The sequence below is a fragment of the Janthinobacterium sp. 78 genome (assembly GCF_003096775.1).
GTDB lineage: Bacteria > Pseudomonadota > Gammaproteobacteria > Burkholderiales > Burkholderiaceae_D > Janthinobacterium > Janthinobacterium tructae.
This window is the reverse complement of the sequence record NZ_QENT01000001.1, coordinates 477661-497610: the sequence shown is the minus strand read 5'-3', so window position 1 is coordinate 497610 and position 19950 is coordinate 477661. Positions and strand designations below refer to the sequence as shown.

General features: G+C 62.9%; 20 protein-coding genes. 9 read left to right on the top strand and 11 right to left on the bottom strand.

Features of this window, described 5'->3' with window-relative positions; all coding sequences use genetic code 11:
- The first annotated feature begins 94 nt into the window (after positions 1-94).
- Positions 95-565, top strand: coding sequence for a GNAT family N-acetyltransferase (locus C8C92_RS02135; protein ID WP_116742906.1), 471 nt, complete (start codon positions 95-97; stop codon positions 563-565).
- A complete protein-coding gene (locus C8C92_RS02130; RefSeq protein ID WP_116742905.1) occupies positions 562-1233 on the top strand; it encodes a diphthine--ammonia ligase in 672 nt (223 codons plus the stop codon). The genes C8C92_RS02135 and C8C92_RS02130 overlap by 4 nt, the downstream gene beginning before the upstream one ends.
- 73 nt (positions 1234-1306) lie before the next feature.
- On the opposite strand, the gene C8C92_RS02125 is transcribed toward C8C92_RS02130, so the two are convergent.
- The gene (locus tag C8C92_RS02125) at positions 1307-1768 is read right to left on the bottom strand and encodes an FKBP-type peptidyl-prolyl cis-trans isomerase (protein WP_099761100.1); all 462 of its coding nucleotides are present in this window, start codon (positions 1766-1768) and stop codon (positions 1307-1309) included.
- 147 nt (positions 1769-1915) lie between these two features.
- Positions 1916-3793: a potassium transporter Kup gene (locus C8C92_RS02120; RefSeq protein ID WP_099761101.1), complete on the bottom strand. Its 1878-nt coding sequence runs from the start codon at positions 3791-3793 to the stop codon at positions 1916-1918.
- Between the two features lie 238 nt (positions 3794-4031).
- Here C8C92_RS02120 and rarD point away from each other — a divergent pair, with 238 nt between their 5' ends.
- Positions 4032-4916: an EamA family transporter RarD gene (gene rarD, locus C8C92_RS02115; RefSeq protein WP_099761102.1), complete on the top strand. Its 885-nt coding sequence runs from the start codon at positions 4032-4034 to the stop codon at positions 4914-4916.
- 87 nt (positions 4917-5003) lie between these two features.
- Positions 5004-6674, top strand: a complete 1671-nt coding sequence (gene ettA, locus C8C92_RS02110; protein WP_099761103.1) for an energy-dependent translational throttle protein EttA — start codon at positions 5004-5006, stop codon at positions 6672-6674.
- Positions 6675-6746: 72 nt separating this feature from the next.
- On the opposite strand, the gene C8C92_RS02105 is transcribed toward ettA, so the two are convergent.
- On the bottom strand, positions 6747-7328 hold the full coding sequence (locus tag C8C92_RS02105; protein WP_116742904.1) for a porin family protein: 582 nt from the start codon (positions 7326-7328) through the stop codon (positions 6747-6749).
- A gap of 225 nt (positions 7329-7553) precedes the next feature.
- Here C8C92_RS02105 and C8C92_RS02100 point away from each other — a divergent pair, with 225 nt between their 5' ends.
- The gene (locus C8C92_RS02100; protein WP_116742903.1) at positions 7554-8135 is read left to right on the top strand and encodes a molybdopterin-dependent oxidoreductase; all 582 of its coding nucleotides are present in this window, start codon (positions 7554-7556) and stop codon (positions 8133-8135) included.
- Positions 8136-8278: 143 nt separating this feature from the next.
- On the opposite strand, the gene C8C92_RS02095 is transcribed toward C8C92_RS02100, so the two are convergent.
- On the bottom strand, positions 8279-8641 hold the full coding sequence (locus C8C92_RS02095; RefSeq protein ID WP_099761106.1) for a hypothetical protein: 363 nt from the start codon (positions 8639-8641) through the stop codon (positions 8279-8281).
- Positions 8642-8907: 266 nt separating this feature from the next.
- Between C8C92_RS02095 and C8C92_RS02090 the strand changes: the two genes are divergently transcribed.
- Positions 8908-10362: a sensor domain-containing diguanylate cyclase gene (locus C8C92_RS02090; protein ID WP_099761107.1), complete on the top strand. Its 1455-nt coding sequence runs from the start codon at positions 8908-8910 to the stop codon at positions 10360-10362.
- A 1-nt stretch (position 10363) separates the two neighbouring features.
- Here the strand turns inward: C8C92_RS02090 and C8C92_RS02085 are convergent, their stop codons facing one another.
- Genes C8C92_RS02085 through C8C92_RS02055 form a run of 7 tightly spaced genes read right to left on the bottom strand, consistent with a single transcriptional unit; the run spans position 10364 to position 15966 of the window.
- Entirely contained in the window at positions 10364-11191 is an 828-nt protein-coding gene (locus C8C92_RS02085) for a Rossmann-like and DUF2520 domain-containing protein (protein WP_116742902.1), read from the bottom strand.
- A gap of 9 nt (positions 11192-11200) precedes the next feature.
- Positions 11201-11788 carry a DUF924 family protein gene (locus C8C92_RS02080; RefSeq protein WP_116742901.1) on the bottom strand — a complete coding sequence of 196 codons (588 nt, stop codon included), beginning with the start codon at positions 11786-11788 and terminating at the stop codon, positions 11201-11203.
- Between the two features lie 5 nt (positions 11789-11793).
- A complete protein-coding gene (locus C8C92_RS02075; RefSeq protein ID WP_116742900.1) occupies positions 11794-12534 on the bottom strand; it encodes an MgtC/SapB family protein in 741 nt (246 codons plus the stop codon).
- On the bottom strand, positions 12535-12783 hold the full coding sequence (locus C8C92_RS02070) for a hypothetical protein (RefSeq protein ID WP_071079957.1): 249 nt from the start codon (positions 12781-12783) through the stop codon (positions 12535-12537).
- Positions 12783-14606 (bottom strand): aminopeptidase P family protein, encoded by a 1824-nt coding sequence (locus C8C92_RS02065; protein ID WP_116742899.1) that lies wholly within the window; start codon positions 14604-14606, stop codon positions 12783-12785. Before C8C92_RS02065 ends, C8C92_RS02070 begins: the two co-directional genes overlap by 1 nt.
- 30 nt (positions 14607-14636) lie before the next feature.
- The gene (locus tag C8C92_RS02060; RefSeq protein ID WP_133250683.1) at positions 14637-15356 is read right to left on the bottom strand and encodes a hypothetical protein; all 720 of its coding nucleotides are present in this window, start codon (positions 15354-15356) and stop codon (positions 14637-14639) included.
- On the bottom strand, positions 15343-15966 hold the full coding sequence (locus tag C8C92_RS02055; RefSeq protein WP_242428560.1) for a Crp/Fnr family transcriptional regulator: 624 nt from the start codon (positions 15964-15966) through the stop codon (positions 15343-15345). The genes C8C92_RS02060 and C8C92_RS02055 overlap by 14 nt, the downstream gene beginning before the upstream one ends.
- A 254-nt stretch (positions 15967-16220) precedes the next feature.
- On the opposite strand from C8C92_RS02055, the gene C8C92_RS02050 reads away from it, so the two are divergent.
- Genes C8C92_RS02050 through C8C92_RS02040 form a run of 3 tightly spaced genes read left to right on the top strand, consistent with a single transcriptional unit; the run spans position 16221 to position 19904 of the window.
- Complete coding sequence (locus C8C92_RS02050; protein WP_116742897.1) at positions 16221-18152, top strand: AMP-binding protein; 1932 nt, start codon at positions 16221-16223, stop codon at positions 18150-18152.
- Positions 18153-18166: 14 nt separating this feature from the next.
- Positions 18167-18982, top strand: a complete 816-nt coding sequence (locus C8C92_RS02045) for an ABC transporter ATP-binding protein (RefSeq protein ID WP_029496076.1) — start codon at positions 18167-18169, stop codon at positions 18980-18982.
- 25 nt (positions 18983-19007) lie between these two features.
- Positions 19008-19904 carry a branched-chain amino acid ABC transporter permease gene (locus C8C92_RS02040; protein ID WP_207781057.1) on the top strand — a complete coding sequence of 299 codons (897 nt, stop codon included), beginning with the start codon at positions 19008-19010 and terminating at the stop codon, positions 19902-19904.
- Positions 19905-19950 lie beyond the last annotated feature (46 nt).

Below are 19950 nucleotides of genomic sequence, written 5' to 3'. Positions count from 1 at the left end.
TACACATCAAAAGCCACGCTGCCCGAAAGGCAGCGCGGTTTTTTTTCATCTGCCGCTTTAAAATGGCGCTTTTCCCTGACAACCTGGAACAGCGATGATCACCTGGCAATGGCAAACCTTCGACGCACTCGGCCCCCACGCTTTGTACCAGGTGCTGGCCTTGCGCCAGCGCGTGTTCGTCATCGAACAGCAGTGCATTTACCCGGACCTCGATGGCCATGACCAGCAAGCCATGCACTTGCTGGGCTGGCAAACGGTCGATGGCCAGCGCCGGCTGGCCGCCTACCTGCGCGTGCTGGCGCCCGGCGCCAAGTACGTGGAAATGTCGCTGGGCCGCGTGCTGACGGCGCCCGAGGCGCGCAGCACGGGCGCCGGCAAGCAACTGCTGCTTGAGGGCATCGCGCGTGCCGAACGCCAGCATCCTGGCCACGCCATTCGCATCGGTGCGCAGCACTACCTGGAGCGCTTCTACCAGTCGTTCGGCTTTGTCACCGTCAGCGCGCCCTACGACGAAGACGGCATACAGCACGTCGACATGCTGCGCGCGGCGCAGGCGGCAGCATGACGACGGCCCTCATTTCCTGGAGCGGCGGCAAGGATTCCTGCCTGGCCCTGTGGCGCGCGCGCAACGCCGGCATGCGCGTGCCGCTGCTGATCACGGCCATGGATGAAGATGGCCGCAAATCGCGCTCGCACGGCGTGCCGCCGGAATTGCTCGAAGCGCAGGCAGCCAGCCTGGGGGCGCGCCTGCAGCGCTATCACGCCAGTTGGGCCAGCTACGAGGAACAATTCATCACCATGCTGCGCGCAGCGAAAGACGATGGCATAGCGCACGCCCTGTTTGGCGACATCGACCTGCAGCCGCACCGCGACTGGGAAGAAAAAGTCTGCGCCGCGGCCGGCCTGACGGCACATCTGCCCCTGTGGGGCGAAGCGCGGCGCGCGCTGGTCGACGAATTTCTCGCCGCCGGCTTCAAGGCCATCGTCGTGTGCATCAATGGCCAGCACCTGCCACGCGAATTTTGCGGGCGCGAGTTCGACGCTTCCTTCCTCGCCGACCTGCCGCCCGGCGTCGACGCCTGCGGCGAAAACGGCGAATTCCACACCTTCGTCTACGATGGCCCCGCCTTCAGCGCCCCCGTGGCGCTGCGCCGCACGCAGGTGCTGCAATATGACGCGCCGGCCGATCTGGGCGGCGCCTCGTATTACTTCCAGGAACTGGCGCCAGCCTGACGCAGACAGGGCCCGCAAAGCAAAAAGGGCGATTCCGTGGAATCGCCCCTGATATCAGCTGCCTTGCGTGTGCTTACTTTTTCGTCACGCCGATCAGCTTGACTTCAAACAGCAAGCCCGCGTAGCCGGGAATCGCCGTTGGCTTGCCCACCTTGCCATAACCGAGGTCATACGGAATGGACAGGATGCGGGTGCCGCCCACCTTCATGCCGACCAGGCCGCGGTCCCATCCCAGGATCACGAGACCCTTGCCCAGCTGGAAAGGCAAAGCCGGGCCAGACATGTTTGTCTCGAACTGCTTGCCCTTGTTGTCCGGCTTGCTCGCGTCATACAGCCAGCCCGTGTAGAGCACATCCAGGGTATCGCCCGCTGCCGCCTCCGTGCCGGTGCCGACCACCGGATTGGTAATGAGCAGTTCTTTCACTTGCGTATTCGGGTCGAGCACGACCGGCTTTTCCGTGTTTGCGGCGGCGCCGCAGGCGGTCAGGGCCACGGCACATGCGAGCGTGGCGATCAATTGAAATACCGATTTCATGGTTTCCCTTTAAATATTGGTGTGTGACTGGGGCCCGTACGGTGCGGACCGGTACGGGCTGGAGTTTAACAGGTGTCGCCGGGCCCATTTGTAAGCAGACGTAAGCTCGGCGTTAAATGCTGCGTCGACACAACATTGTCACAATATCTAGATTTCCACCTGCGTACCCAGTTCGATCACCCGGTTACTCGGGATCTGATAGTAATCGGCCGCCGTGCGCGCATTGCGCGACATGGTGACGAACAGGTGCTCGCGCCACGGCATCATGCCATGTCCCGGCGTGGAGATGATGGTCTGGCGCGCGATGAAGAACGACGTTTCCATCATCTCGAAATCGAGTCCCTGCTCGGCGCATTGCGCCAGCGCCGCCGGAATATCCGGTTCATCCTTGAAGCCGTAATGCACATTCACCTGGTAGCACTGGTGGCCCAGTTCCACCACGCGCACGCGCTCGGATGGCAACACCCACGGCTCTTCATGCATGAATACGGTGAGGAAAATGACGCGCTCATGCAGCACCTTGTTGTGCAGCAAGTTATGCAGCAGCGCATGCGGCACGCCATCCGTTTCGCCGCGCAGGAAGATGGCCGTGCCGGGCACGCGCAGCGGCGGCGCGATGAACAGCGACGAGAGGAATTCGTTGAGCGGGATCGCGTGCTTTTCCAGGTTCTGGAACACCAGCTGGCGGCCCCGTTTCCAGGTCAGCATGATGATGAACAGGACGGCGCCCAGCAACAGCGGGAACCAGCCGCCGTGGAACAGTTTCAGGGAACTGGCCGCGAACAGGTTCACATCGATGAACAGGAAGAAGCCCGTGGCGGCCCAGCACAGCAGCAAATTCATCTTCCAGCGGTAGCGGATGACGAAGAAGGTCAGGATCGTGGTGGACAGCATGGTGGCGGTGACAGCGATGCCGTAGGCGGCGGCCAGCTTTTCCGACGAGCCAAAACCGACGACGGCCAGCAGCACGACGGCCAGCTGCAGCCAGTTGACGGCAGGAATGTAAATCTGGCCGATTTCGCTTTCCGACGTGTGGCGCACGCGCATGCGCGGCAAAAAGCCCAGCGCGATGGCTTGCTTGGTCATCGAGAAGGTGCCGGAAATAGTCGCCTGCGAAGCGATCACGGTGGCCATGGTCGACAAAATCACCAGCGGATACACGCTCCAGGCACCCAGCTGCTGGTAGAACGGATTGGAAATGGCTTCCGGGTGCGCCAGCAGCAAGCCGCCCTGGCCCAGGTAGTTCAGCGCCAGCGCGGGAAAGGCGATCAGGAACCAGGCCATGCGGATCGGCTTCTTGCCGAAGTGGCCCATGTCCGCGTACAGCGCCTCGGCGCCCGTCAGTGCCAGCACCACGGCGCCCAGCGACAGGAAGGCGATGCGGCCATTGTCCAGCAGGAATGCCACCGCGTGCAGCGGATTGACGGCGGCCAGGATGCCTGGCGACTTGATGATGTTGATCACGCCCATACAGGCGAGCGCGACAAACCATATCACCATGATGGGAGCAAAGAAACGGCCGATGCCGGCCGTACCGTGCGACTGCACCGAATACAGCGCCACCAGCACGGCGATCGTCAGCCACACCACGTACGGGCTGAAGGCCGGCGTGGCCACTTCCAGACCTTCGATCGCCGACAGCACCGAAATGGCCGGCGTGATCACGCTGTCGCCATAGAACAGGGTGGCGCCAAACACGCCGATCACCATCAGCGGCACATGCCAGCGTGAAGACTTGCTGACGGACGACAGCACCAGCGCCATCAGGGCCATGATGCCGCCCTCGCCGCGGTTGTCGGCACGCAGCACCAAGGTCACGTATTTCAGCGAAACGATCAGGGTCAGGCCCCAGAAGATCAGCGAAACGATACCCAGCAGGTTGTTATGCGTCACTGCCAGCCCGTGGGCCGGGTCAAAGACCGTCTTCAGGGTGTACAGCGGACTGGTGCCGATATCGCCGTAGACGATGCCGACCGCAGCCAGTGTCAAGCCGACCAGGCTGCTTTTTTTATGTTCCGACGTCAAGATTGCACCCGTTTTTGTTTTGTTGCATCGCACAATATGATAGGTATTAGCAAATAGCAAGAGTATTTTTGCATGGTTCCGCAGCTGCCCCAAAGTCGTGGTTTTGTACCGCTCCGCCTTGCTGCGCGGGCTTGCGGCCATTGATTTGTTGCCATTCTACGCCTCGCCAGCGGCGCCGGGCAGCCCCCGATGTTTTCAGCCATAATGACAGACTGTCTACTCTCCAGCGAACCCCATCATGAATCCAGGCATGTTGTACGCCTCCCTCGCCTTCCTGTGCTGGGGCCTGTTTCCCCTGTATTTCCATGCCATCGGCGAGATCGCACCACAGGAAATCCTGGCGCACCGCATGGTCTGGTCTCTGTTGTTTCTAGGCATCGTGCTGACCGTGCGCCGCCAGTGGGGCTGGCTGGGCAGCCTGAAAGCGCAGCCCAGGGTCGTGGCCGGCTTCGTCGCCAGTGCGTTTTTGCTGTCCGCCAACTGGTTCATCTATATCTGGGCTGTCAACAACGGCCACGTGGTCGACGCCAGCCTCGGCTACTTCATTACGCCCCTGATCAATGTCATGCTGGGCTTTATGCTGCTGCACGAGCGCTTGCGCCGCCTGCAGTGGCTGGCCATCGGCCTGGCCGCCTGCGGCGTGGCCTGGCTCACCTGGCAGGCGGGGCAAGTGCCGTGGATCGCCCTGCTGCTGGCGGCCACCTTCGGCGGCTATGGCTTGCTGCGCAAGACGGCCGCGCTCGGTGCGCTGGAAGGCCTGTCATTCGAAACCTTGATTTTGTTTCCGCTGGCGCTGGCCTACATGCTGTGGCTGGCCTGGCACGGCCAGAGCGGCTTCGTCAATACTGACTCGTCCGCCACGCGCGCGCTGCTGCTGGCGTCCGGCCCCATCACGGCCATCCCCCTGCTGCTGTTTGCCGCTGGCGCGCGCCGCCTGCCGCTGGCCGTGCTGGGCTTATTACAATACATCGCCCCCACGGGCCAGCTGCTGATCGGCGTGTGGGTCTTCCACGAATCGTTCACGCCCGAACGCATGCTGGGCTTCCTGGTCATCTGGACGGCGCTGGGCCTGTACGCGGCCGAAGGGCTGTGGAACAGCCGCCGCGCGCGCCTGGCCGCCTGACCGACCCGCTCCGGCAGCGTACAGCGCTGGCCGGAAGCGGGCGTTTACCGTATCCTGTCCGTCTTTGTATATCACCCGAGATTTCTAATGGCAAATTACGTCTACACCATGAATCGCGTGGGCAAAATCGTCCCGCCCAAGCGCCAGATTCTGAAAGATATTTCCCTCTCCTTCTTCCCAGGCGCGAAGATCGGCGTGCTGGGCCTGAACGGCTCCGGCAAATCGACCCTGCTGAAAATCATGGCCGGCATCGACACCGACATCCAGGGCGAAGCCGTGCCGATGCCGGGCCTGAACATCGGCTACCTGCCGCAGGAACCGCAGCTGGACCCGGAAAAAACCGTGCGCCAGGAAGTCGAATCGGGCCTGGGCGAAGTATTCGAAGCGCAAGCCAAACTGGAAGCCGTGTACGCCGCGTATGCCGAGGAAGACGCCGATTTCGACGCCCTGGCCACGGAACAGGCACGCCTGGAAGCGATCATCTCGACTTCCGACGGCGGCAACTTGAATTTGCAGCTGGAAATGGCCGCCGACGCGCTGCGCCTGCCGCCCTGGGATGCCAGCATCGGCGTGCTGTCCGGCGGTGAAAAGCGCCGCGTGGCGCTGTGCAAGCTGTTGCTGTCCAAGCCCGACATGCTGCTGCTCGACGAGCCGACCAACCATCTGGATGCGGAATCGGTCGACTGGCTGGAACAATTCCTGCTGCGCTTCCCCGGCACCGTGGTGGCCATCACCCATGACCGCTACTTCCTCGACAACGCGGCCGAGTGGATCCTGGAGCTGGACCGCGGCAGCGGCATTCCATGGAAAGGTAACTACTCGACCTGGCTGGAGCAGAAGCAAGCCCGCCTGAAACAGGAAGAATCGACGGAATCGGCGCGCCAGAAGGCGCTGCAGAAGGAATTGGAATGGTCGCGCCAGAACCCGAAAGCGCGCCAGGCCAAGTCGAAAGCCCGCCTGGCCCGCTTCAACGAGCTGTCCGAGCACGAATACCAGAAGCGCAACGAAACGCAGGAAATCTTCATTCCCGTGGCCGAACGCCTGGGCAATGACGTCATCGAGTTCAAGAACGTGTCGAAAGCGTTCGGCGACCGTTTGCTGATCGATAACCTGAGTTTTACCGTACCACCAGGCGCCATCGTCGGCATCATCGGCCCCAACGGCGCCGGTAAGTCGACCCTGTTCAAGATGATTACCGGCAAGGAACAGCCGGACAGCGGCGAAGTGGCCATCGGCCAGACGGCGCGCGTGTCCATCGTCGACCAGAATCGCGGCGACTCGCTGTCGGACAGCAAGACCGTCTTCCAGGACGTGTGCGGCGGCGCCGACATGTTGACGGTCGGCCGCTTCGAAATGCCGTCGCGCGCCTACCTGGGCCGCTTCAACTTCAAGGGCGGCGACCAGCAAAAAATCGTCGGCAATCTGTCCGGCGGTGAACGTGGCCGTCTGCACCTGGCAAAAACCCTCTTGATGGGCGGCAACGTCCTGTTGCTCGATGAACCGTCGAACGATCTGGACGTGGAAACCTTGCGCGCGCTGGAAGACGCCTTGCTGGAATTTGCCGGCAGCGTGATGGTCATTTCGCATGATCGCTGGTTCCTCGACCGTATCGCCACGCACATCCTGGCATTCGAAGGCGATTCGCAGGTCACCTTCTTTGACGGCAACTATCAGGAATACGAAGCTGACAAGAAGAAACGCCTCGGTGACGAAGGCGCGAAGCCAAAACGTATCCGCTACAAGCCGCTCAGCGTATAAATCGGGTGCAGCAATGCAAAAAGGCAGTTACCTCGCGGTAACTGCCTTTTTTTTCAGCACATTTCTAAGCGATTAGAAATTGTAGCGTGCGCCTAAAGCGAGGCCCGTGGCCTTGCGGCCCTGGTCGGCGCTCTTGCCGAAGTGTTCCACTTCCGCCGTCAGCGAGACTTTCTCGTTGATCGCGTACTGGGCGCCGACGGAAGCGTACACGCCCGTCTTGTCGTTGCCGCTGATGCCGGTCGACAGACCCGTGCCGCTCAGGCTATTCTTGACCTTGGCCACACCGAGCTTGCCGAACACGCCGACTTTCTCGCTCACCGGCATGCTGGCCTTGCCGGCCAGGTAGTAGCCGTGCGAGTCGCTTTTCACGGAACCGTTGCCGGCACCGGTGACATAGCTGTAATCCTTGCTGCCGAAATCGGCATAGCCGCCCTCGACCGCCCAGGTTTTATCGAAATCGTAACCGGCGAAGATCTTGGCGCCGGCCTTGTAGCCGCTGTGATTATCGGCGCTGGTGGCGCCAGGAATGTCGAAGTTATAACGGTTGCCCGTGACGCCAGCACCCACATAGGCGCCTTCAGCGTGCGCGGCGCTCATGCCGGTGAATGCGGTAACGGAAGCGATCATTGCAAACAGGATTTTCTTCTTCATCATGTTCTCTCTTTCAATTAGTGAATGGTGCCTGGATTCGCAGTTCAGCGAAGTGCGATGACCACACAATAACAGCCGAAAAAAGCTACGTCTTTCTCCATTCCGTAAGAACTGTGACAAGATGTAAGCAGACATTCCAAACTGACAATAACCATAAAATGCGCACTGTTAAGCGAACTTAAGATAGACTTAAGCGCAATTTGAATTTCAGACGAACAGGAGAAGTGCATGCACAAACGCCAGTTTCTCGCCGCCGCCATGGCGGCCAGCGCCCTGCCTGCCATCGCCCGGGCGGCGCCCGCCGGCCTGCGCGGTCCGGCCTTGCTGACCATCACGGGCAGCATCGCCAAACCCAACCGGGGTCCGTTCGACGCCGTGCGCGACCAGATGATGCACAAGCAGAAAATCAGTTTTGAGCGGGCGCGGGCATTCGACTTTGCGGCGCTGACGAACTTGCCGGCGCGCACCATCCACCCCACCCTGGAATACGATGGCAAGGCGCATGCCCTGCGCGGGCCGCTGCTGGTCGATGTCTTGAAGGCGGCGGGCGCCCCGGAGGAAGATGATGTGCGCCTGCTGCTGCGCGCCGTCGATGGCTATGCGGCGGCGCTGACGGTGGCACAGGCGCGCGCGCAGCGTTTTATGGTCGCCACCCACCTCGACGGGCAGGCGATGGCGCTGGGCGGACTGGGGCCGCTATGGGCGATCCATGATGCCGACCGCATCGCGGCCGTGGCGGCACTGCCCCTGGCCGAGCGTTTCGCCAGTTGCCCGTGGGCGCTATATCACATTGGCGTGGAGGCGGGCTGACGCTACTTAAAACGCCAAACAAAACCGTAGCGAGCGGAAGGGAGAGGTGGCTGAGAAGCGGAGCTGTGCGAATGCACGGGGCCGCCGAGGCAGTGAGGATCGCAGGCCGCCTATACCGACGCGCAGTAGGTTTTGATAGGCGTTTAAGCGTAGGCTTCCGCCATCGACATGACGCGCGGCGCGATGGTGATGCCGTGCTCCTCGAACAGGACCGTGATGGCCGCCAGGTTGAGTGTGCACTCCTCGGTTTTCCAGCCCTTGAAGATATCCGTGCCATCCTTCTGGAAATGCAAATCCAGCACCTTGCCCCCATCCTTGTGCAGGTAGGGGGAACTATAGGTGTTCTCGTAGCCGAGCACCTTCAATTGTCCCAGCAAGGCATGCGGTGGATGATCGGGATCGGTGGCGAGGAAAATGCCAAAGGTCTTGCCCGGTGGTTTGGCGGCGATGTCGACCTCATAAATGCCGGAGGCCTTGCTGACAGACGTACTCTTTAAAAATAACATACTACACTCCCTGCGCGTGGTGTCCTGCGCCTGAAACGGACGGCAAGACAGGGGCGGTGCGCATTGATTCCCATCGTCAAATCTTATTGCTAATTTGCATCTTTGTCGACAAATCGGCACTTTTATTTGGTAAGTCGTGGTTATCTTGTCGCGGATACCAGCGCAAATTATCAATAAAGCCAGTTATCATTGCGCCAATACCCGGCCTGCTGCATACTTTTGGCTTGCGTAAAGATTGCCTTCCCGCCTGCCACTTTCACGTCTCCATGCGCCTTCTGTCGATCAAGTACCGCCTGCTCATCCTCCTGACCCTGATCCTGGGGGCGGGCTTCATGGCCACCAGCCTGGCCAGCTACCTGGCCTCGCGCCAGGCCATCGAGCATGGCATCGCCGACCAGACCTTGCCGCTGACGGGCGACAACATTTACTCGGAAATCCAGAAGGACATGCTGCGCCCCGTCTTCATCTCGTCGCTGATGGCGCACGACACCTTCGTGCGCGACTGGATACTCGCCGGCGAAAGCAACCCGGCGCAGATCGTGCGCTACCTGGCCGAGGTCAAGAAGAAATACGGCGCCATCACCAGCTTTCTCGTCTCGGACAAGAGCAGCAAATATTATTATGCTGAAGGCACGCTGAAATCCGTCAGCCCGGAAGCGACGCGCGACCTCTGGTACTACCGCGTGCGCGCCATGGACAGCACCGATTATGAAACCAATGTCGATGTGGACATGGCCAACCGCGACAGCATGACCATCTTCATCAACCACCGCGTTTATGATTACGATGGCCAGTTCATCGGCGCCACGGGCATCGGCCTGACCCTGGACACCATGAGCCACATCATCGACCGCTACCAGGCGCGCTTCCACCGCAACATCTACTTTGTCGACGGCGCCGGCGCCCTGGTACTGGCGGGCAAGACCATGCGCGAGGGGCGCGGCAACATCCGCAATTTGCCTGGCGTGAGCAGCATTGCCGAGCAGATCATCAACCACCAGAGCGCACCGACGCATCTGTCGTACCAGCTGGGCCGTGCACAAATCCTCGTCAACTCGCGTTTCATTCCCGAGCTGGGCTGGTATCTGGTGGTCGAGCAGAATGTCAGCGACGAAGTCAAGTCGCTGCAGGGCGTGTTCATCCTGAATCTGGCCATCAGCTTTGGCGTCACCCTGCTGGTATTGCTGCTGACCCTGTTGACGGTGAACCGCTACCAGCGCCGCATCGAACGCATCGCCTCGACGGATGCGCTGACGGGCTTGCTGAACCGCCAATCGCTGGAATTGCTGTTCCAGCGCGCCATGCTTCTGTCCAAACGCAACGAGCAACCGATGTCGGCCATCCTGTTCGACATCGATTTCTTCAAGCGCGTCAACGATACCCACGGCCACCTGTGGGGCGACAAGGTCATCCGTGGCGTGGCGGACGTGGCGCGCGCCAGCGTGCGCGAAAGCGACGTCATCACGCGCTGGGGCGGCGAGGAATACCTGGTGCTGCTGAATAACTGCAGCCTGGCGCAGGCGCTGGACGTGGCGGAAAACCTGCGCGCCGCCGTCGAACGGCACGATTTCGGCCTGCCCGCGCCGCAGCTACCCGTGACGATCAGCCTGGGCGTGGCCGAATACCGGCGCGACGAAAGCGAGTCAACCTTCTTTTCGCGCGCCGACAGCGCCCTGTACCAGGCCAAGCATCACGGCCGTAACGGCGTGCACGCCGCCTGAGTCATCCCCCGCGCTTGCGCCTGGCCAGGTCTTGCGTGGGTGCCACCAGCGCCCGGTACAACTCGCCCGTGGCGGCATCCCAGCTTTGCACCGCCTGCTGCTGGCGTTGCACGGTGGCAGAGTCGCCCCGTGCGATGGGGCCGGAGAGCGCGGGCGCGGCGCCCAGGCGAAACACATTGGCCACCGCTTCCATCACCAAAGGCTGGGCCAGCTCGCGCGCCACCGGCTCGGCAATGCCGGCTGCCTGGTAGGCGCGCAGGGCGGCGTCGAGCACGGTCACCAGGTAATTGCTGGCGAAGACGGCGGCGGCGTGATACAGGGTCTTGCCGGCCGGGTCGATGGGCACGGGGCGCGCGCCGATGGCGTTCAAGGCCGGCGTGAGGAAGGCCAGCGCCAGCGGATCGCCTTCGACGCCGCAAAACGTGCCGTCAAAGGTGGCGGCCACCTGCTGCGGGTCGGCAAAGCTGCGGATCGGATGGGCGCTGGCCACCGACGCACCGGCCTGCGTGGCCGCCAGCAGCACGTTCGACGCCAGCGCGCCGCTGCAGTGAAACACGATGGCGCCCGCCTGGCGTCCCTCGGCCACCAGCGCCGCGCAGGCCGGGCCGATCTGGTCGTCGGAGACGGCCAGCATGGTGACGTCGGCATGGCGCAGGGCCGCATAGCTGGCGACGGGCGTGCCGGCGCCGATGAAAGCGACGGCCGCTTGCGCCGAGGCGATCGAGCGTGTCAGCACGTCCTGCACGGCGACACCTTCCACGCCGGCGAACAGACGGCCCAGCACGCGGCCCACGTGGCCGGCGCCGATGATATTCAAAGTGACATTCATGATGATTTTCTAAAAACTCGATCCCGGCTGGCGCAAAAATTCCACCTCTTGCGGCATGGAAGCGCGCCCCAGGATGGCGTTGCGGTGCGGGAAGCGGCCAAAGCGGGCGATGACTTCCTGGTGGCGCTCGGCATAATCGAGCATGCCGTCAAAGCCGGGCTGCGCCTGCGACAGCAGCTGGAACAATTCGACGGCGCGCGCCTGCATGGCCAGGTCTTCCGCATGTTCGAACGGCAGGTAGGCGAAGGCGCGCAGCATCGGTGGCAGCAGCCGATCCTGCTCCGCTTGCGTCAAGGCGACGGCCAGCGCCAGCGCCTGGGCATCGCCGGCAAAGGCGCGCGGCGTGCCCCGATACACATTGCGCGTGAACTGATCGAGCACGATGAGGCGCGCCAGCGCGCCGTGCGGCGTCGCGTCCCACGCGCGCAAGCCGCCATCGATGGCTGCATCGATCAGCGCGCCGAAGCGCGCGCGTATCTGCGCGTCGAAGGCGTCATCCTTGCGGAACCATTCCACGCGCGACTGGCCGTAGCCACGGTTATCCGGCGGCAGGAACCAGAAATCGAGTACGTCTTGGGCCTGTGCATCCATGTCCATCCTTTTCAGTTGCGTGCGTGCGACAGCTGGAAGCCGGCGATACCTTCGAAGGCGGCCAGTTCGGCCGACATGGCCGACAGGCTGGCACCCGTGTTCTTGCCATGCGCGATGGCGACAAAGCGCCATTCCTGCATGCCGTCGGTGCTGCCGATGGTCAGCGAGCCGCCGGCGATGTCGTAGCCGCGCTTGGCGGCCATGCGCCGCAGCGCATCTTCGCGCGGAATGAACCCTTGCTTGAAGCGCATGGTGATGGCCACTGCGTGGCGCGACGGCAGCCAGTTCTCCAATTTTGACAGAAAAATCATCGCCATCGCGCACATGAAGGCCAGGCCCATGGCCGACAGATAAAAGCCGATGCCGACCATGATGCCGATCACGGACGAGGCCCAGATCGAGGCGGCCGTCGTCAAGCCGCTGATATTGAAGCCTTCGCGCATGATGACGCCGGCGCCGAGGAAACCCACGCCCGTGACGATACCCTGGATGATACGCGTCGGGTCGCTGCCGACGATGGTGCCATGGCCGCCATACCAGAACTCCGGATAGCCGCCCAGCACCGTCAGCGCGGCCGAAGCCATGCAGACCAGGCCATACGTGCGCATGCCGGCGGCGCGCCCGTGATACGAGCGCTCGTAGCCCACCAGCAAGCCCAGCAGCAACGCGCCCAGCAGGTTCAGCAGAATCACGCCATTCGTTGCCAGCTCGGCCGGCGACCAATACGCGCGCAGGAAGTCGATGGTCGGCATCTAGGGCTTTTTCGTCAGCTGCTTTTCAAACGCCACATCGAGCTTGCTGACGCGGCGCGCCTTTTGCGGTCCCAGGCCATTCACGAAGGCGACAAAGGCATCGAGTTCCAGCGGCGGGCACAGGGGCGGCAAGCCGGGGCCTTCGGTCAGGAAAAACAGTTCATCGCCCGTGCGCGCCATCGTGTAGAGGCGATGGCCGGTGCGTTCCTTGAGCCGCTCGATGGCGGACGTGGCGCGGGTCGAACGCATCAGATGGCTCCCGTGCGCTGTTCCAGCCACGCCAGCGCAGGCGCATCGGCCGGCGCAGCCAACAGCGGCGCGAGGCGCGCGCGCACGGTGGCGTGGTAATCGTTGAGCCAGGCCGCCTCGTCGTCGCGCAACAACGAGCGCTCGACGCAGCGCGTATCGATCGGGCACAAGGTCAATGTTTCGAAGCGCAGGAATTCCCCGAAGGGCGTCGTCCCTGCGGGAACGTTCAATACCAGATTCTCGATACGGATACCCCACTGGCCAGGGCGATAAATGCCCGGTTCGATGGAAGTGATCATGCCGATCTCCATGGCCGTCTGCGGCTCCGGCATGGCGGACTGGGAAATCGATTGCGGGCCTTCATGGACGTTCAGGAAAAACCCCACGCCGTGGCCCGTGCCGTGGCCAAAGTCGATGCCCTCGGCCCACAGCGGTGCGCGGGCAATCGCATCGAGCATGGGCGACTTCACGCCGCGCGGGAACTGCGCGCGCGACAGGGCGATCATGCTGCGCAAGACCAGCGTGAAATCGCGCTTGTGCTCGGCGGTGATCGTGCCGACGGGGACCACGCGCGTGATATCCGTGGTGCCGCCCAGGTACTGGCCGCCCGAATCGATCAGCAGCAAGCCGTCGCCTTCGATGGTGGCGGCCGAATCCGCATGGGCGTGGTAATGCATGATGGCGCCATGCGCATTGAAGCCGGCGATGGTGCCGAAACTGGGGCTGACAAAGTGCGCGCGGCGCGCGCGGCATGCCGTCAGGTGTTCGTCGACGCCGATTTCCGTCAACGGTGCGCGTTGCGGGTCGGCCAGGGTGCTGTCTAACCAGCTGAAAAATTCGCACAGCGCGGCGCCATCCTGCTGCATGGCGGCGCGCACGTGCGCCGCTTCGCTCTGCGTCTTGCGCGACTTGGCCAGGGTGGTGGGATTGATGGCTTCGACCACCCGCACGCCCTCGGCCACGGCCTGGCGCGTGCCGAACGTGATGCGGCGCGGGTCCAGCAGCAAGGTGGCGCCAGCCGGCAGCGCGGCCAGCACGGCCGCAGTACGGTCATACGCGGCCACGTCCACGCCTTGGCTTTCCAGGGTAGCGCGCAGGGCGGCGGGCAGCTTGCCGTCGGCGACGAACAGGGTGGCGCGCTCCGGCCCCACCAGCGCATGCGCGAGGAAGACAGGGTTGTAACTGACGTCGGCGCCGCGCAGGTTGAACAGCCAAGCGATATCGTCGAGGGTGGAAATGACGTGGTGGCTGGCGCCGTGCGCCGCCATGCTGGCGCGCAGGGCCGCCAGTTTTTCAATACGCGACAGCGATGGATACGCCGCCGCGTGTTCAACCACGGGCGCGGCGGGCATGGCCGGGCGCTCTGGCCAGACGGCTTGCAGCAGATCGATATCCGTGCGCAGGGTCACTTGCTCGCCCAGCGCCTGCTGCAGCAGGCGCGCATTGGCCAGGCCCAGCACGGCGCCATCGACGGCTACCGTCTGCCCCGGCTGCATGGTCTCGCCCAGCCAGTCGATATACAGCACGCTGGCGCCGGACGGGATTTTCTTCAGGACGATGCCGCTGCCGGCCAGTTCCGTTTCCGCCTGCTCCCAGTAGCGGCCATCGGTCCACACGCCGGCAACATCCTGCGTCACGACCAGGGTGCCGACCGACCCCGTAAAGCCCGACAGCCACTCGCGGCCCTGCCAGCGCGCCGGCAGGTATTCGGACAGGTGCGGGTCGGCCGAGGGCACGATGCAGGCGTCGATGTGCTGCGCGCGCATGGCGCTGCGCAGTTGCGACAAACGGGAGGCGGGAGTGGATTGGTCAGGTGTCTGCATGGGGCCGAAAAGAGCGGTGCTGGGAAGTGTCTATGATACCGCGATTAGGCCGGCTAAGGCACTGCGCGCCCGCAACGCCTTTTCCGCCGGTTTCAGGTTGCGTTCGAGTTTCTTACGGATGCCCGCGTGGCGCACCTGGTCCAGCGCCACGCGCAGGGCTTCCAGGCTTGCCTGCGTGGGGATGGTTTCCACCCCATGACCGAGGGCCATGGCCAGCGACTGCGATGGCGCGCTTTTGGCCGTGCCGGGCGCCACACACGCTTGCGGCAGCAAGGTGGCGATGACGGGTGCGAACCAGCCGTCATCGCGATAGGACGCCACCCGCGCAGCACGCGCCAGGATGCCGGTATCGGCCGTGGCGAAGGCCGCATCGGCCACATACGGCAGCTGTCCGGCATGGATGGCTTCGAGGTGGCGCGCCGCCTCTTCCAGGATACGGCGTGAAAAATCGGCATACGCCGCGTCGCCGGCCAGCACCTGCGCGGGGTCCGTGTCGCCGATGTCGTCGCGGCTCCAGTGAGCGCTGTGCGGCGAGCTGGCCAGCGCCAGCAGCGAGGCATCGCGCAGCTGCGGCAGCAGGGCCAGTTCGCGCAGGGTCACCGGCATGGGCAGCAGGGCATGGCGTGCCAGCATGGCCGCATCGAGCCGCGCCAGCGCCTTGGCGCCGGCCAGGCGCGCCTGCAGGAACGATTGATAGTGCTGCTCCGTCAGGTCCCGCACGTCGTCCATCGAAGCATCATTCGCCATCATCGGCCTCATAGCGGCGCAAGCCTTCCAGGTCCAGCACGCGGATGCCGCCGTAATCAAGGCGCAATAAACCCTTTTTTTCCAGCACCTGCAAGGCCTGGTTGGCGCGCTGGCGCGAAGAGCCGGACAACAGGCCGATCTCTTCCTGCGACAGCTGCACCAGCGTATCGACGCCAGGATACAGGTGCGAGTTGAACATCGAGGCCAGGCAGCGCGCCACGCGCGTGTTCAGGTCGAGCAGGCGCTCGTTTTCCACCATGCCGATGAACTGGCCCAGGCGCTCATTGAGCTGCATCAGCAAGAACCGCGTAAATGGCAGGCTCGTTTCCAGCAGCCAGTGAAAGGTGGCGCCGGGCAGGCGCGCCACGCGCGTGTCGCGCAGCGCCATGGTGTCGTATTTGCGGATTTCCCTTTTCAGCAGCGAGCCTTCGCCAAACCAGCTGCCGGGCGGCACGCCGATGAAGGTCATGGCCTTGCCGGAAGCGGAAAAATTATTCATCTTGACCATGCCGCTGATGACGCCGATCCAGTTGTCCACCGGCTCGCCCTTGCGGCAGACAAAACCGCCTTTCGGCACGAAGGTTTCAAACACGTCCGCTTCGACGCGGGCCATTTGCACGGGATCGAGCAGCTGCGCCCAGTTGGCCGCGCGCACGGCATCCTTCAAACTGATATCAGGGTAGGTCATTGTGCGATGCACCATCGAAAAGTGGGTAAATGTCCCCGAAAAGACAACTCGGCAAACTAACGCAGGCTACTATCATTGCACAAACGCCTTATACATAAAAACACAGAGCGCCATCCAACGAGGTGGAGCCTGAGACAAGCAACAGGGAGACACTGGTGCAAACGACTACCACAGCAACGATGCCGACTTTTCCGCGGCGCTTATTGCAACACGGGACAGTACGATCCGACAAGCCCGCCTTTCGCGAAAAACACCTGGGCATCTGGCAAACCTGGACCTGGTCCCAGGTCAACGAGGAGGTGCGCGCGCTGGCCTGCGGCCTGGCTGCCATCGGCTTCCAGCGCGGCATGAACCTGGCCATCATCGGCGACAACCGTCCCCGCCTGTACTGGGCCATGCTGGCAGCACAAAGCCTGGGCGGCGTGCCCGTGCCACTGTATCAGGATGCGCCGGCCGCCGACATGGCCTATGTACTGCAGGATGCGGAAATCCGCTACGCCATCGTCGAAGACCAGGAGCAGGTCGACAAGCTGCTCGAACTCAAGGCCCTGTATCCGCACATCGCCCACATCGCCTACGACGATGAACGGGGCATGCGCCATTACCGCCAGCCGGAGCTGATATCCTTTGCCGCCCTGCAGGTGCTGGGCCGGGCCTACGACCGCGAACATCCGGGCTTCTTCGACGCCGCCGTGGCAGCGGGCCAAGGCAGCGACTCGGCCGTGATCCTGTACACCTCGGGCACCACGGGTAAACCGAAGGGCGTGTGCCAGAGCCACACGGCGCTGCTGGCCGCTGGCGTTGGCGGCGTGGCCTTCGACAAGCTCACCGACGAGGAAGACATCCTGTCCTATCTGCCCATGGCGTGGGTGGGCGACTGCCTGTTTTCGCTGGCGCAGGCCATGGTGGCCGGCTTCACCGTCAATTGCCCCGAATCGGGCGACACGGTGATGATCGACATGCGCGAAATCGGCCCCACCTGCTACTTTGCACCGCCGCGCGTGTTCGAAAACATGCTCACCAGCGTGATGATACGCATGGAAGACGCCAGCAGCATCAAGCGCCACATGTTCAGCCATTTCATGGACGTGGCCAAGCGCTGCGGCGCGCAGATCCTGGATGGCAAGCCCGTGTCGCTGGCGGATCGCCTCAGCTACAAGCTGGGCGAGCTGCTGGTCTACGGTCCCCTGAAAAACGTGCTGGGACTGTCGCGCGTGCGCGTCGCCTACACGGCCGGCGCCGCCATCGGCCCCGACCTGTTCCGCTTCTACCGTTCCATCGGCGTCAATCTGAAGCAATTGTACGGTTCCACCGAAACCTGCGCCTATGTGTGTCTGCAGCCGGACGGCAATATCAAGTTCGACAGCGTGGGCCTGCCCGCACCGGGCGTGGAAGTCAAACTGGCGGCCAATGGCGAAGTGCTGGTGAAGTCGCCCGCCACCATGAGCGGCTACTTCAAGCGTCCCGAAGCCACCGCCGAAGTGATCGATGCCGACGGCTACTTTCATACGGGCGACGCGGGCGTGTTCGACAGCGAAGGCCACCTGAAAATCATCGACCGCGCAGCCGATGTGGGCAAGCTGACATGCGGCGCCATCTTCGCGCCCAACTACATCGAAAACAAGCTCAAGTTTTTCCCTTTCATCAAGGAAGTGGTGGCCTTCGGCCATGCGCGCGACCAGGTGTGCGCCTTCATCAACATCGATATCGAAGCGGTGGGCAACTGGTCGGAGCGGCGCGGCATCGCGTATGCCGGCTACACCGACCTGGCGGCGCGCGCCGAAACCTACGGCTTGATCCGCGACTGCATCGAGCAGGTCAACGCGGAACTGGCGACCGATCCGCTGATGGACCGCACGCAGATCCACCGCTTCCTGGTGCTGCACAAGGAACTCGACCCGGACGACGATGAACTGACGCGCACGCGCAAGGTGCGCCGCAAATTCATCGCCGAAAAATACGCGGTGCTCATTTCCGCCCTGTATGAGGGCAAGGCAACGCAATACATCGAGACCCAGGTGAAATTCGAGGATGGCCGCCTTGGCTCGACCAGCGCCGACCTGCAGATCTGGGACAGCAAAACGTATCGGCCCCAGGGCCTGGCCGCATGATGGAGCACAGCACGATGCAAATGAACGAACCCGACGCCCATTTCGGCACGGCCCGCAAGACCGGCCCCGTGATCCTCGACCTGAAGAACATCTCGCTGTCGTTCGGCGGCGTGAAGGCGCTGACCGACATCTCGTTCGACGTCAAACAGCATGAAATCCGCGCCATCATCGGCCCGAACGGCGCCGGCAAGAGCTCGATGCTGAACGTGATCAATGGCGTGTACCGCCCGCAGCAGGGCGAGATCATCTACCGGGGCGAACATCGGCGCGGCATGGACTGCTACGCGGCCGCCAAGTCCGGCATCGCGCGCACCTTCCAGAACATCGCCCTGTTCAAAGGCATGACGGTGCTGGACAACATCATGACGGGGCGCAACCTCAAAATGAAGTCGAATTTCCTGCTGCAAGCCCTGTACTGGGGCCCGGCGCGGCGCGAGGAAATCGAGCACCGCAAGAAGGCCGAAGAGATCATCGACTTCCTGGAAATCCAGGCCATCCGCAAGACACCCGTGGGGCGCCTGCCCTACGGCTTGCAAAAGCGGGTGGAACTGGGCCGCGCGCTGGTGGCCGAACCGGAAATTTTGCTGCTCGATGAACCGATGGCCGGCATGAACGTGGAAGAAAAGCAGGACATGTGCCGCTTCATCCTCGACGTCAACGACCAGCTGGGCACGACCATCGTGCTGATCGAGCACGACATGGGCGTGGTGATGGATATCTCCGACCGCGTGGTGGTACTCGACTACGGCAAGAAGATCGGCGACGGCACGCCCGACGAGGTGCGCAGCAACCAGGATGTCATCAACGCGTATTTGGGTGTAGCCCACTAGCACCAGACCAGGGATAACAATGAATATCAATTTTTTCTTTGAAGTGCTGATCGGCGGTCTGCTGTCGGGCGTCATGTACGCGCTGGTGGCGATCGGTTTTGTGCTGATCTACAAGGCCTCGGGCGTGTTCAACTTCGCGCAGGGAGCGATGGTGTTTTTCGCCGCCCTCACCTGCGTCGGCATCATGGACAAGTTCGGCCTGTCGCTATGGCTGGCCATCCCGCTGACGATGCTCACCATGATCGTGCTGGGCATGGCGATTGAACGGGTGGTCTTGCGGCCCCTCGTCAACCAGCCCGAAATCACGCTGTTCATGGCCACCATCGGCCTGACCTTTTTCATCGAAGGCCTGGCGCAGCTGATGTGGGGCTCGCAAGTGCACAAGCTGGACCTGCCCATCGAAGACGTGCCAATGCCCTTCCTGATGGAGCATTTCAATATCATCATCTCGCAGTTCGACGTGGTGGCAGCCGGCATCTGCGCGCTGCTGGTGATTTGCCTGGCCCTGCTGTTTTCGAAAACCAAGGTGGGCCGCGCCCTGCGCGCCGTCGCCGATGACCACCAGGCGGCGCTGGCGGTCGGCATCCCGCTGCAGCGCATCTGGGCCGTGGTGTGGGGCGTGGCGGGCCTGGTGGCCATGGTGGCCGGCTTGCTGTGGGGCGCGCGCAACGGGGTGCAGTTCGCCCTCACCTTCATCGCCCTGAAAGCCTTGCCGGTGCTGATACTCGGCGGCTTCACTTCCGTGCCGGGCGCCATCGTCGGTGGCCTGATCATCGGCGCCTCGGAAAAGCTGGCCGAAGTCTACCTCGGCCCCATGGTGGGCGGCGGCATCGAAGGCTGGTTCCCGTATGTGCTGGCCCTGCTGTTCCTGCTGGTGCGCCCGGAAGGCCTGTTCGGCGAGAAGATCATCCGGCGAATATAAGGCCCCAAGAGCATCGTAGGTCGGATTAGCCGAAGGCGTAATCCGA

Bases quoted from the DNA above. Each gene is read 5' to 3' on its own strand.
- C8C92_RS02135 (WP_116742906.1), top strand. From the start codon at position 95: ATGATCACCTGGCAATGGCAAACCTTCGACGCACTCGGCCCCCACGCT.
- C8C92_RS02130 (WP_116742905.1), top strand. From the start codon at position 562: ATGACGACGGCCCTCATTTCCTGGAGCGGCGGCAAGGATTCCTGCCTG.
- C8C92_RS02125 (WP_099761100.1), bottom strand. From the start codon at position 1,768: ATGAAATCGGTATTTCAATTGATCGCCACGCTCGCATGTGCCGTGGCC.
- rarD (WP_099761102.1), top strand. From the start codon at position 4,032: ATGAATCCAGGCATGTTGTACGCCTCCCTCGCCTTCCTGTGCTGGGGC.
- ettA (WP_099761103.1), top strand. From the start codon at position 5,004: ATGGCAAATTACGTCTACACCATGAATCGCGTGGGCAAAATCGTCCCG.
- C8C92_RS02105 (WP_116742904.1), bottom strand. From the start codon at position 7,328: ATGATGAAGAAGAAAATCCTGTTTGCAATGATCGCTTCCGTTACCGCA.
- C8C92_RS02100 (WP_116742903.1), top strand. From the start codon at position 7,554: ATGCACAAACGCCAGTTTCTCGCCGCCGCCATGGCGGCCAGCGCCCTG.
- C8C92_RS02095 (WP_099761106.1), bottom strand. From the start codon at position 8,641: ATGTTATTTTTAAAGAGTACGTCTGTCAGCAAGGCCTCCGGCATTTAT.
- C8C92_RS02090 (WP_099761107.1), top strand. From the start codon at position 8,908: ATGCGCCTTCTGTCGATCAAGTACCGCCTGCTCATCCTCCTGACCCTG.
- C8C92_RS02085 (WP_116742902.1), bottom strand. From the start codon at position 11,191: ATGAATGTCACTTTGAATATCATCGGCGCCGGCCACGTGGGCCGCGTG.
- C8C92_RS02080 (WP_116742901.1), bottom strand. From the start codon at position 11,788: ATGGACATGGATGCACAGGCCCAAGACGTACTCGATTTCTGGTTCCTG.
- C8C92_RS02075 (WP_116742900.1), bottom strand. From the start codon at position 12,534: ATGCCGACCATCGACTTCCTGCGCGCGTATTGGTCGCCGGCCGAGCTG.
- C8C92_RS02070 (WP_071079957.1), bottom strand. From the start codon at position 12,783: ATGCGTTCGACCCGCGCCACGTCCGCCATCGAGCGGCTCAAGGAACGC.
- C8C92_RS02065 (WP_116742899.1), bottom strand. From the start codon at position 14,606: ATGCAGACACCTGACCAATCCACTCCCGCCTCCCGTTTGTCGCAACTG.
- C8C92_RS02060 (WP_133250683.1), bottom strand. From the start codon at position 15,356: ATGATGGCGAATGATGCTTCGATGGACGACGTGCGGGACCTGACGGAG.
- C8C92_RS02055 (WP_242428560.1), bottom strand. From the start codon at position 15,966: ATGGCCCGCGTCGAAGCGGACGTGTTTGAAACCTTCGTGCCGAAAGGC.
- C8C92_RS02050 (WP_116742897.1), top strand. From the start codon at position 16,221: ATGCCGACTTTTCCGCGGCGCTTATTGCAACACGGGACAGTACGATCC.
- C8C92_RS02045 (WP_029496076.1), top strand. From the start codon at position 18,167: ATGCAAATGAACGAACCCGACGCCCATTTCGGCACGGCCCGCAAGACC.